This window comes from Olivibacter sp. 47 (assembly GCF_030372825.1).
Classification (GTDB): Bacteria; Bacteroidota; Bacteroidia; order Sphingobacteriales; family Sphingobacteriaceae; genus Olivibacter; species Olivibacter oleidegradans.
Genome location: NZ_JAUCNR010000001.1, coordinates 394,012 through 407,333 on the forward strand (window position 1 = coordinate 394,012; position 13,322 = coordinate 407,333).

Annotated in this window: 9 protein-coding genes; all 9 read right to left on the reverse strand. The window is 45.3% G+C overall.

The annotated features are described in order from the left end of the window. Positions 1-27 precede the first annotated feature (27 nt). The gene (locus tag QT327_RS01595; protein WP_289551770.1) at positions 28-1,335 is read right to left on the reverse strand and encodes an FAD-dependent oxidoreductase; all 1,308 of its coding nucleotides are present in this window, start codon (positions 1,333-1,335) and stop codon (positions 28-30) included. A 6-nt stretch (positions 1,336-1,341) separates the two neighbouring features. Then, on the reverse strand, positions 1,342-2,430 hold the full coding sequence (locus tag QT327_RS01600; RefSeq protein WP_289551771.1) for a hypothetical protein: 1,089 nt from the start codon (positions 2,428-2,430) through the stop codon (positions 1,342-1,344). Between the two features lie 27 nt (positions 2,431-2,457). Continuing rightward, entirely contained in the window at positions 2,458-4,917 is a 2,460-nt protein-coding gene (locus tag QT327_RS01605) for a hypothetical protein (RefSeq protein WP_289551772.1), read from the reverse strand. A 27-nt stretch (positions 4,918-4,944) separates the two neighbouring features. After that, positions 4,945-6,639, reverse strand: coding sequence for a RagB/SusD family nutrient uptake outer membrane protein (locus tag QT327_RS01610; protein WP_289551773.1), 1,695 nt, complete (start codon positions 6,637-6,639; stop codon positions 4,945-4,947). A 10-nt stretch (positions 6,640-6,649) separates the two neighbouring features. Continuing rightward, entirely contained in the window at positions 6,650-10,012 is a 3,363-nt protein-coding gene (locus QT327_RS01615) for a TonB-dependent receptor (RefSeq protein ID WP_289551774.1), read from the reverse strand. Between the two features lie 179 nt (positions 10,013-10,191). Continuing rightward, positions 10,192-10,908, reverse strand: coding sequence for a FecR family protein (locus tag QT327_RS01620; RefSeq protein WP_289551776.1), 717 nt, complete (start codon positions 10,906-10,908; stop codon positions 10,192-10,194). 22 nt (positions 10,909-10,930) lie between these two features. After that, positions 10,931-11,350, reverse strand: coding sequence for a hypothetical protein (locus QT327_RS01625; RefSeq protein ID WP_289551778.1), 420 nt, complete (start codon positions 11,348-11,350; stop codon positions 10,931-10,933). Between the two features lie 90 nt (positions 11,351-11,440). Continuing rightward, positions 11,441-12,031: an RNA polymerase sigma factor gene (locus QT327_RS01630; protein ID WP_130855312.1), complete on the reverse strand. Its 591-nt coding sequence runs from the start codon at positions 12,029-12,031 to the stop codon at positions 11,441-11,443. A 242-nt stretch (positions 12,032-12,273) separates the two neighbouring features. After that, the gene (locus QT327_RS01635; protein ID WP_130855311.1) at positions 12,274-13,266 is read right to left on the reverse strand and encodes a S41 family peptidase; all 993 of its coding nucleotides are present in this window, start codon (positions 13,264-13,266) and stop codon (positions 12,274-12,276) included. Positions 13,267-13,322: the final 56 nt, after the last annotated feature.

A 13,322-nucleotide genomic window follows, 5' to 3' on the forward strand; every position in this document is an offset into this window, starting at 1 on the left:
TAGCATATTTTTCCGGCTTGTGATTTTTTAAGTAAGACCAATTTCCGTAAACGCGCGTAGATTATGATCTCGTATCTGTTCTGCTTCGGTAATGGTGTTAAAGTTTCCGAAACCCGTTTCCCATTGCCAATCCGATTGCACTTCATCAATATGGTATTCATCTGAAAACGGAAGTGCCCATGGCGTCTCGGGAAAAGTCGTAGCGCTATCAACCGGTATAGATGCCCAGAGATTGGATGTTCCAAGGGTAAAATCGTCTGCCTCATCAGCAGCCAAAGATTCGCCCGTTTCCTTTCTACTCTCACGTCCCATTCTAAAATCAGCACCCGCCAAGAAGCCTAAGGTGCCATCTCCCGTACAATCTGCGAAATAAGCGCCTGTAAAACGCGTTTCCTGATTAGTCTCAATATTCCTTCCTATAACGGCTTTAATTGTATTGTTTTCAGTTTCTGCTTGGTAAACATGCGTATTGATAAAAAGCGAGAGATTTTTTTCAGCTTTCACAATTGCAAACTTACGTGCATCGCCGTATTCCTTCGCATTCGGGTTGCCGTTACCGGGATCTCCATTATCCAATTCACGTACAATTCTACCCAACTTAGGATAATAACTTTTATCGAGGTCGCCCATCAGATGCACCCGTACCTCTGAACTATTGTTCCCCCCTAACAAGGGTCTGTCCTGTATTAAGGCGACCTTAAGACCTAAACGAGCAGCAGATAAAGCAGCACAGGTTCCGGCCACTCCACCACCTACCACGACCAGGTCAAAATTTCCCATCTCTTTTCTACCTGCCGCCAAACCCAATAGTCTATTCCGCAGCATATCCAATGCCGCGAGTTCATTTGGGGGCTCAGCCTCACTTCCCTTATTAAAAAGTATAGCATCTACCCGACCGTTAAATCCGGTTAAATCCTGTAACACCAACTCAACCGAATCTCGGTCGACCTTAATGTCACCGCCATTATACCATTTCCAGGCGCTGTCGCCACTTTCTCCAAAAGTTACCTGCAAAGGCTTACCATCCACAAAGAGTTTGAACCTGCCCGGGCCCACCGGAAAAGGCGCCCAATCTTTTGTACGCACCCACACTCGGTAAGTACCCTTCTTTGGAAACTTCACCGTCGTCTTCGCATCTGCAACCGGCCTGCCCATTCCATGGGCCATCAGATACGAAGAGTGAAGGACGGGGAACGATTGCTGGTCAATTACCCATCCTCCCTTTTGTTTAAAAGACTCCGCTTCTATTAATATTTGTTCCTGTGCTACCAAACGTTGCATACAGAAGAAAACGACAAAGCTTAGTAGATGCCTGCTAAAAATAAGTTTTATCATGATTTTTTATGGTTTATAAGTTCTTAATTGTTCGTTAAAATTTTCACGTATTTGCTTATGCTGCTTCATCACTTCATATACTGCTCTTGCTCTTTCTTTATCCGGTGCAGTAAGATAAGCCATCAACTTTTCCTGTGCTGCCTTCGATAATGTTTCCTGACTAGCCAATACTGACAGTGCTTGTTTGAATAGGGCCTGATTTAGTTGCGGTAAGTAATCAACTATTTGTAATACCACAGCCGAATCCAGACTCAGTTCGCTTATCTTTTTTAACATAGCTACTTGTTGCATATAAGGTGATCGGTCAAAAACGCGCCATAATTGCTCTTGCATTTTGTCTGTGGCAAAATAACTTAAGTTGATCCGTTCCCAAACACGGCGGGCGGCAAACACGTTATCGCTTTCCAACAAAGTCAGCACATCCGTTAGAAAGCCTGCACGTACCAACCCTTCCGTATCCATCACCTCGCCCAGCGCAAAATACACATAATGGTAGTTGTCGCTCCGCAAAAAGTGATGCAGCAAGGCGTCATTCAACTTGCTCTGCGTAATTTTTAGAATTTCGCCCGGAGTCGTACCATGTGCCAGGTGCCATAGCGTATAGCAGGTATATAAAGCTCCCTCAATAACCTCTCCTTTCACGGTGTTTTTTGTAGCACCGGTAATTGCGTCCACCGAATCTGATAGGCCTTGACTGGTTGAATCTACGAGGTCTTCCATTTTAAAATCCTTTAAGAGCGAGTTTTCGTTCGAAAGGATTTCCTGTAATTTACTATGGTCTTCCGGCGTAAATTCTTTATGATCTAACTTAGTCAAAGGTTCCGCCTTCGGCACTTCATAACGCAAATAATTACCCAGCAAATCCCAGAACAATTTAATGCGTACCGGTTTGCAGACATTGTCTAGGCAAACCGGCGTAAATATATCCCGGAAATAATAAACAGGTTGCTTCCCTGCATCAAAAACCAACACCAATTCATAAGTCTCACCCTGCTCTGTTAATGTATAACTTTCCCGAGCCGACTGTGCCTGCACTGAAGCGAGCCATACATAGCTCATCAACAAACTTAATCCGTAGCGAAGCATGCTTATCATAATTTTAAACCTTCTCGTTCATCGAAATTAACTATAAGAAAGCCAAGCGGTTGCAACACAATCTCGATCAACTTTAAATCGGATCCATCGTGCTTGAAATGACGGCGGAAAATCAAAATCGACGTTTTCGCCTTGCCGTACCTTGATCGATTTATAACGTATCCAATTACCATCGCCTCCTGGATCTACCTCCATAGTAAAAATCACGCTTTCCGTTGCCTGGTGGGACATTCTCAATTTCCGTTGATCATAGAACCCGATTAAATACGGGTCGGAGGCGATGCCTTCACGCACCTCGCTATCTTTCCAAGGGCCGCCCTCCCCCCTTGGCTTGCCGAGCTTCCATAGATCATCAATCACACCGGCCCAAACCGCAGCCTTCTTATCTTCTGAGACAATTATATGTTCGTTTCGGTTTACTTCCAGCTGCGAGGGGTCTATCCCCGTCATAATCAACATCCCTCGGTAAGAAGCGTAATCGTTCATGTTGAACGCATGCGAGGCTACCGGTCTCAACTTTGCAAAGCCATCCGCATTTTCTGCAGGCAACTCGTAAAAGGTACCATGGCAATTAAACAAGTCACGTTCGGTAGCCACTTCGCGGCATATCCGCAAGGTTCCCTCATGGATTAATTCCGTAAAAGACTTATTCCCCATTGGAAGTCGCCATCTGCGTTCTTTATCATCAATAATCAGTACCGAAGCGCTATCTACATGTACCACTTTTTTGGGTATAGCAAAACGCTGCTCGATAAACCTTGCAGTTGTATCATCTTTCTTGGCAACGAGCTGCATTTTTTCATTCAGTTCATAATATCCGATATTCGCTTTTAATTCACCCTTTTCGTATTGTCTGGCCACCATTCCCATGGCCTTTCGTTGATCGCCTAAACCGTACAATAAGCCACCGTTGAAGGTAGATGTCTTTGCAAGGCCATCAAAAAGATCAGCTGCATCCCGTCCACGTTTTTCAGTTTGTGCGTAAGTAAAATGTGCACTAGCATTTGTTGTCACTGCATTTTTAATCCGTATCCATTCTCCTTTTTCTTCCCTATCAAAGGGTACCTGTATCGCTTCTCCCGGTAACACCTTCACCACCTTATGTGTTTGCCACTGCCCATTACCTGACAGATCTACTTCAAACGTGAAGCTTGTTTCAACCTTACCGTCATTCGACAACCAGCAGGACCGGATCGGCCAACCTGCAAACAAAAAGGGATCGGAGAGCTGTCCGGCGCCTATATGCTCTTGCTGCCAAACCGAGCCGTCGGCGGTAGCTGGTCCTAGCAGATCAGGTTTTTCCAACGAAGTAAACCATAAATTGGAATTCGATTGCCCAGGACCTTCAATATTGCCCTTTGCCTTTCGTTTATTTAGAAACTCTCGCTCGGCTGAATCATCGCAGCCGAAAACTAAGCGATCGTTCCATCTTGCAAAGTCGCCAATCACCTTAAGGTATGCCGATCGTGGGCGGACACCAGCTGTTTGCCTAAGGTTAAAATTCCCTGGAAAACGCCAAAACAAACCGTGCATAGTCATCAAATAGTCCGGTTTCTCCGCCGTACCTATATTTCTGATCCGCGGCCATTCGGTATTCCAACCATGGGCGCCATCATAACTATGGCTTGCTTTCGGCAAGCGGAAGAATGACCAACCATCAGCTCCCCGCACACCCAACAGCACCGATTTATGATCCCAACCGACGGTCCAGATAGGATCCTCACCAGGATTAACATTTCCATAAATACCTCCCGGACCCGTTATTTCCGTGAATTGATTTCTACGGATCATTTTCCACTGCTTGCCGTCCCACTCATGCAGACCGCCGGAAGGCGCGTTGAAATGATGAAGCGCACTATCCCCCCGTTCGCCGTTATTACTGTATACCAGGACCCCTTGTCCTGAATAAAGCCCTTTACCATGCCATCCGATTAAATTGGCCATGGGTACCTGCCGTCTTTGCTCCGGTTTCAAATTTTCATCAGCAAAGAGCCACTGCGGTTTTAACGTATGCACATCCACCTCATAAAAACCTTCCTCCATCGTTCCGTAGTATATTTTGTTGGCAGGATCCGTCAAGTGGCGGGCATTGCCCGTCAGACGACCCGGCATATCTTTGTACTGAATGGCCCGTACCTGTCGAGTCGAATCAATTGCATATGGGCCGATGAACAGTTGTTTACTTTCACGGTGAATCATACGATTGGCAGGCGTACCACCGATACTTTCCGGGTGGATTGTCCGTTCCATATCCTCCTTTATTTCATATAAACGGTCTGAAGAGCCGAAAGGGAGATGCGGACCATAAGTAATCACCCATAACCTATCCTGCCAAGGCACCACAGCGCCCGTACCACATTCGCCCTCATCATTATACATTGCTAGATGCGGATAAATGCCACTGATCCGGACCGGCTCTTTAGGTTCTTGTACTGCACAAGCGCTCAGTAAGCAGAACAGCAGCGCATAACCTACTATTTTTTTCATTTGTAACATCTTTCTTTTGGTATTGAATTAATAGTTAGGGTTCTGTTTTAAACCGCTGGTTAGCACCTCATTGGTAGGTATAGGCCAAATATATTGCCGCGTTGCGTCAAACTTCCGTACAGCGATCTGTTTAATCTGTCCCGCGCTATACATAGCCGAAAAATCGGCCGTACCATCTTCATCAATCAACGGTACCTGCGGAAAAAACCATAAACCTGTGTTTATCACTTTCGCCCGCAAATCATCGACATCGAGCATGCCATAGTTTATTCTGTTCAGCACCTTTTCTGCCAACTGCCAACGAATGATATCCATGTACCGAATACCTTCGAGCGCAAATTCCATCCGGCGTTCCGTCCGCACAATCCGGCGCATTTGGTCTTGCGTACTCAATTGCACAGCCGGGTAGGCTTGTGTATCGCCGAGGTCAACGCCATAGCCTCTGGCCCGTACCAGATTAATCGCTTCCGTTACGGAATCATCCAATTCGCCCAATTCAATCTTAGCCTCCGCATACATAAGGAGTACATCCGCATAGCGGATGATAATCTGATCGGGTTCCACCTGCCATGAATTTTTCAACCAATCCTCATCGATGCCCTTTTTCCAAAGCAGCCCGTTAAAAGAAGCGTATTGCGCAACCGAACGGGTATCCCTATTCTCAACCCTTGTGCCATTAGTCACGTTTAAGACCGTCAGTGTATCGGGATGTGGCTGATAGATATAACCTAGATGTGGTGTCTGAAACTCGACAATGGTTTTAGCACAACGGGGGTCACGATTTCGGAAAGGCATTCGTGGATCAAACAGGGGCGATTCGTCTATCGGCAAGCCATCTGTGCACAGAAAAGCACAGAAAAGATCCCATGAAGGCGCTTTCGCTCCCCATCCGCCGGCATTACGGGGAACATAGTTCTGGCAATCTCCTTTGGTAACATTAAGGACAATCGAACGCGGAAATCCAAAAACCGTTTCAATCGAGTTCTTCGTTTTGGAGAGGAATAACTCCGAAAAATCCGCGTGCAAGCGATACACATCTAGCTCCATACAGGCCTTTGCAGCATTTTTTGCCGTTTCCCAATCGCCCATATACAAAGCAATACGCGCCTTCAACGCCAACGCCGCTCCGGCAGTCGCCCGTTTGGGTTCTGAGGCACCGTAACTAATCTTTAGCTTATCCGCTGCGAAATCGTAATCTTCATAGATCTTTTGAAGCACCATGGTAGGGTCGGCTTGTTCAGCGACCATAGCTTCGTCAATGTCCATCATCGTTTCCGTATAGATGATATTACGATAATGCGTTAGAAGCCGCGCATACTGGGAAGCGCGCACAAAACGCGCTTCAGCAACATAACGATCACGCTGTTCCTGCGACAGCAGATTTGCCGCCCTGTCTACACTGGCCACAATGTTATTGGCCCTTGCAATACACTTATACGTATTTTTCCACCAGTCGCTCACAAACTGTGTTCGCCCATCAAGCGTTGCGTTTGTAATTGGTGTTAACCCATCCCGATAAATCCAGTCGTCGGTCCACTCATCCTGATCCATCATCCAAAAATCAGCTTTATACAAACCGTTCAGAGACATCTCAATCTCTTCCGGTGTAGAGTTCCAAGTTTCGCTCGATCCTTGTGATAGCGGATTCAGATCCAATTTACCGCAGGAGGCCAAAAGCAGTGTAAACGCTGCATAGATGTATGTTTTTACTGAAAAGTTCATATCCATTTCGTTAAAATTTTACGGAAGCACCGATTAAAAAAGTTCTGGTGATGGGATAACCGAGCGTATTCATTTCCGGATCCCAGCCTTTGGGAAAATTATGAATGGCGAAAACATCGTTCACGGTTCCATATATCCGCAATCCTTTCAGATGTACTTTATCCATCCATCTCTGTGGAAAGGCATAACCTATGGTCACATTCTTCAAGCGGAGATAGCCCCCATTGATGAGCCAATAATCAGACATCGCATAATTATTTCCGGCAGAAGTATTCGAATAGCGGGGATATTTAGCTTGTAAGTTTTGTTCATCACTTTGGTAATCGCTCCATGTATTTCCGTCCAAGATGGCCGGAAAATTACCATAGTTTTCGCGGAGCGGCTGCACGATGTCCTGATGCAGTCGGCTGTTCTGTTTTCCGACACCTTGGATAACGAAAGATAAATCCCAACTTTTATAGCCTACGTTGAAGTTACCACCGAATATGTAGCGCGGCAAGGAACCGCCCAGCAAAACTCGGTCGTATTCCTGCGATATCTTGCCATCGGGAACACCGTCAGGCCCACTGATATCCTTGTAACGGACGTCCCCCGGACGGACATTGGCGTTTAGTTTGGCCGAATTATCCACTTCCGCTTGTGTTTGATACAGACCATCCGACAGATAGCCATACCATTCATTAAACTCACTCCCTTCGATTTTTATCTGATCGCCGATAAACTCCGTTCCTCCTAAGTCGCCCATGCGGGAGATGAAATCGGATATATTGAAGGAGGCACCGTAACGGAAATCACCGGCACGGTCGTTCCAACCAATCTGCGCTTCCCAGCCCTTTGTATACATTTTTCCTGTATTCTGATCCGGATTATCGAAGCCCACATAATCCGGAATTTCCAATTTTAACAACATATCCTTGGTTGTCTTTTTGTAATAGTCGCCTACAAAACTCAACCGGTTATCAAAAAAGTTCACATCCAGTCCGATATCGAACGAAGAGGTAGTCTCCCAAGAAATATCACGGATCACATACTGCCATTGCGCAGCCGACTGTCCGGCGATGATGGTGTTTCCCTGATAAAAGAGGGATTTATTCTCAAATGACAACAAAGCCTGGTAAGGATAGTTGCCAATACGTTCATTACCTAGCGTACCGTAAGACGCTCGTAGTTTTAAAAACGACAGCGGTTTCCATTGATCCTTTAAGAAGTCTTCGTTAGACAGCACCCAGCCTGCCGAAACCGAAGGAAAGGAGCCCCAGCGATGGGCGGGAGCGAAACGTGATGAGCCATCATAGCGAATGTTAGCCTGAAGAAGATACTTATCCTGATAGTTATACATTATCCGGCCAAACCACGACCGATAGGCATTTTCATAAGCATTGCCACTGTTATTGCGATAGTCCAACGGACCGATATCGAGATAGGGATAGTTCGTCAGTAAATATTGACCACGTGAAGCACCCAGATCCTCATTAAACGCATAAAAGTACTCATAGCCCGCTAACGCATTAATATGGTGATCACCCTGCTGCTTGGTGTAATTCGCCAGGAATTGTACGGTATAGCGGTGACTGTCGTTGCGTTCCTCCTGCAACTTCGTCTCCGTGGCCTGTTCAATATAACCGGCAATCGTTTCCGGGTCGCTAAAAGTAGTATAAGGTACCTTTCGGTTAAATACCTTGGCCTTATCAAAATTTAGAAAGGGAGAGAAAACGCCCGATAATTTCAAGCCATCCAGAGGTGTAAAATCCAAGCTTATTTTTCCACCCACTTGATTGTACCAGTAGTGCTCAAAGCCCCCCTCTTTCATCAATGCGTAGATATTAGCACCATCTTTACCCGCCCCGATTCGTCCATCCGACCATAGAGCCGCATAAATAGGTGGCATAATACCCATTTTATACATCGGCGTAGTGGCCCGGCCATCCTCATTCAGCGATCGTGCATCAAAAACCGCATTTTTGGTAATGGTTCGCCGATAACTAAGGTCGGCGCTCGCCTTTAAATACTTTCCGATGGTAAAGTCGTTATTGATTCTGGTTGTGATCCGATCATAACTTCTTTCGTCATAAAAAGCTTCGTTTTTATCATACACGATAGACGCGCGGGTTTTTATAAATTTATTAGCTCCATAGATACCCAGTACGTGACTCTGTCTTGGTGCAAAGTCGCGCAACATGAGTCCACGCCAATCAGTAATGGGATAAGCGTCCGGGTTCTCGCCATTCAATTGCAGATAATTTTCCACCAACTGTTGCGTATAGATCGGGTATTGATTCTCACTGTTACCGTTATCATTCCAACGTAGCTCATTGGTCAGCTGCATATAACGAACTGCATCAACGTATTCAGGGTATTGGGTAGCTTTTTCCCAGCCATATTCGACCGAATAATCCAAGCCTATCTGCCCTTCCTTTGCCCTCTTGGTAGTAATAAGAATCACCCCTGAGGCCGCGCGCGAGCCATATATAGAAGCTGAGGCTGCGTCTTTCAATACGGAAATATTTTCAATATCGTTCGGGTTTACGCTGTTGATATCGTCAATGGGCACCCCATCAAGAATATAAAGCGGGTTTAGCCCTCCATCGGTGATGGTTGTGATACCCCGTACCCGTATAGTGGCCGACGAGCCGGGTGCGTTGTTATTGCGAGTCACCATCAAACCCGGAACCGCTCCCTGCAAAGCCTGTGATATCTGCGTCGTTTTACGGGCGGTAATCAGGTCGCCCTGCACGCTCGAAACGGCTCCTGTCAAATCCTTTTTGGCAACGGTCCCATAACCAACAACCACTACTTCGTCGAGTAAAGCCTCTTCACGTTCCAATTGAATTACAAGCTGTTGTCGTATATCTATCGTGCTTATGTCGATCTCCTTTTTAACAAAACCGATCGAACTGACTACCAAGACCGCATCTCTTGACACCTGCAAAGAGAATTCGCCGTCCATATTCGTTTTTGTACCACTGTTTTGGCGGTCTTTCCGGTAGATTGATGCACCAGGCATTGGCGCACCGTCTTTGTCCGTCACCTTTCCTTTAACAGACACTTCCTGTTGTATTACCGGATGTGATACTACGGCTTTCTTCCGTTCCAGCAATACCGTAGATTTGTCGATTTTGTAAATCAGTGGCTGCCCTTCCAAACAACGGTCCAATATTTCAGACAGAGGCCGATTGTGTAGATGAACAGTCACCGGTGCCACATCTGAAAGGTCGTCGGTGGCATACAAAAAATCGTATCCCGTTTGCTTCTTTAATATTCTGAAAACACTTTTCAAGGACAGGTTCTCTACTGAAAGTGTCGCATTTTGTGCACGTACGGCAGCCTCCAGATGGAAGTAAAACACCATTGTCAGGAAAACAGCATATTTCATAACCAGTATAGGTTTTAATAGGCAAGGGTATCCCTTACCACCTTTTTGGTAGTATATTTTTTGTACATTTGTATAGGTTTTAATTAATAATTGTAGTATACAAAAATTGGTTACCTAGCATGTACCGGAAGTGCCGTGAACATTTCCGGTATTTTTGTAACTCCCTTTGTAAATAAATATCAAGGCATAACAACAATCCTCCTTCCTTTTTTAAAATAAGAACCATTCTCTAGCTTAAACCTTAAGCCTCCCAATCGCTCCAGGTGGCTTAACAATTCCTCGATAGGTTTCGTACGTGAGAAAGTACCTCCAAACTTTTTTGTCGGAATAGTCCCCTGAAACACCACTTCTGTGTTGTACCAACGTGCAATCTGATACATAATAGACTTAATATCAAGGTCATCAAACACGAAATAATCATTCTTCCATGCCACAAAAATTTCGGGATCTATCTTTGACTTGCTTAAATGACTTCCGCCACGATCTGCTCTTGCCTGCTCGCCCGGTTCTAATACCACTCTCTGTTTAGCTAAGGACACGGCAACGGCGCCATCGGTTAACGTTGTCAGCACTTCCTTCTCGTCCGGATAAGCGGACACATTGAATGCAGTGCCCATTACCGCTATCATAGTCCCATTCGCCTCCACAAAAAAAGGTTGCTGTGCTTGTTGCTTCACCTCGAAATACGCTTCTCCCCTCAATATTACCTTTCGACTTGCCCTCCCGAAGGCGGAAGGAAAAGAAAGTTCAGAGCAGGCATTCAGCCAGACTTTACTACCATCGGGTAAAAGCAAGTGATAGCTGGCTCCCGGAGGAATTCGTAAGGTATTCCATTTCTCTTCCGAAGCCCTATCTTCTGTCTCTGACCGATATGCGTAACTGATGCTATTGTCCATTCCCTTTTTTATGATACCAGCTTCAGTTTGGCTTACGCCTCCCCCCCTTTAAACTTCCAAGGTCAATTTCGGTTCCATCAGACATAGTGAGCCGCGCACCATCAACCTGCTCCGGTAAAGCGATTATATGGTCCGCCTGTAATTGCGGCTGTTCCGCTTTCTGCCAAAAAACAATTCCCGTCACTACCGCTAAAAAGCAGGCCGCAATGGCAGCGAAACGGTAATAGGCGGGTACGCGTCGCCGCAACCGAAGCGACACGCTTTGCTCGATTTTACCGGCAATACGCTGCTTCACCTCGGCCAAGTGTTCCCGATTACTCCAAGACCAATCCGATTGCTCTTCAACATGGCGCAACCAAGCTTCCACCCATTTTTTTTCATCAGGCGTACATCGATCCTTGGCATAACGTTCCAGCAAGATTTTGATTTCCTCTTCGGTCATCGGTATTTATGATTTATAAAGGTCTTTCCTATAAGAGTAGCAAAAATGGAAATGGTGGTAGATTAATTTGAAAAAAAATGAAGATTTGGTTTATAAGCAATAGAATTTGATCATCACCAGCAGTATTAAGGCGCTGTACTGGTCTTTATTCAATTTTTCGCGTAGCGTTTTAAGTGAATTGTATATCTGCTTTTTTACCGTTTCATTTGATATGCCCAGTCGTTCGGCAATTTGTTTATGACTGAGCTCCTCTTTACGGCTTAACAGGAAAATCTCCCGCATTTTAGTTGGCAACTTTTCAATTTCAGACTCAAAGAATTGCTCCAGGCCTTTTGCCATGAAAGCTTCGTCCGATGCACCTGCCAACTCATCAAAAAAAGACTTAATTGAGCTTAGATAATGACGAGTTTCGATATTGCGCCTAATAATCTTGACCGCATTGTTACGGACAATTGCCAATAGATAGCTTTGTATATTTTCAACATGCTCTATTGATTTCCGATACTTCCAGCATGAAACGAACGTATCCTGAACGGCATCCTCTGCGTCATCCTCGTTATCCAGAATGCGGACGGCGCACAGAAAAAGTCGCTCCCAATAGGCATCGTACAATTCAGCAAAAGCCGAATCATCGCCTGCAATAAAGCGCTGCAACAAGGCACGATCTCTTTTTCCGCTCATGAAGATTAGGTTTATATCAGCTTCTATTTAAGGATCACTTAAATATATTCGAATATATAAAAATTAATAAGCTTGAGCAAGCAAAAAAAAATCGCTGATTTAATTAGCGAATTAAGCCACTATTACACGAAGCTGAGACCGAAACCGAAGAAGTGTTGATATTTTCACGTCGACCCAAATGCATATTGTTTGCCGTTAAGAAAATGATGGTCGCAATCGCCATCGCGGCGATCTACTCAATCCTATTGATCTTTTCGATCCTTTTCAATCAATTTACGAGCTATTTCCAATGCGTCCTCATCACCTGAAAACACATCAGGAATGACACCGGTACCCTCCCATCCTTCATCGGAATGTGGAGCGACCACCATCTTTACCGGAACAAAAGCGATCAGATTTCGCTTGAGCGGAACAAAAGACCCCGCAATACCGGCACCTGCCGTGGTATCGCCCACAATGGTTGCTCTACCAAGCTTTTGCATGGCATAAGCTAAGCCTTCCGATGCGGAAGCCGTTCCAGGTCCCACCAAAATGTATACTTTAGCATCCGGGTTTCTCCTACCGGGCACATACGAATAGGTCCACTCCTGCTCGTCCATTTTACGATTTTTGTAAAACCCGTTCAGATAAAATTTTTCATTTCCGGGCGAATAGAAATAAGAAGCGATAAAACGTCCCATATGACCGGTACCACCTGGATTATGGCGGATATCAAGGATCACATATTTACTGTGAGCTGCCATATTCATAGCTGCAGATGCCATTTCAAAGGATTCTTGTGTTCCCCAAAACGGACCGGGGATATCAATATAAGCGGTAGATTTAGCACCATCGATCTGTACACTTTTAAAGCCGTAATTTTGAGTTTTCATACGCTTTAGTTCTGTGCTGTCGTCCGATCGACGGCCTGAAGGTGCCGATAAACGCTTATAGGTTTCCTCATTTTTCATGACCCGCAGATGCACATCTTTATGCACAGTACGTAAGTCCTCCGTTAACTTCTTAGCCAGCGAATCTTCAGATAACCCTACGTAACGACCAGCCTTTTCATTTCTTAATATGGCTTGCTGATATTTGGCAGATATTTCGGGAAACGGATATACCTCCACCAACTGATCTGTCAATTTTTGCACAATATCATGTACATCTTTAACACCGACGGTTTGTGCACTTGCGGATGCACTAAACAATAATAAGGCTATTGATAAGGCTTTTTTGATTTTAATAGGGTTCATTTTAAACATCATACCAACAAATATAAAAATGCCGATTCAGTGTCATGCGGGTCCCC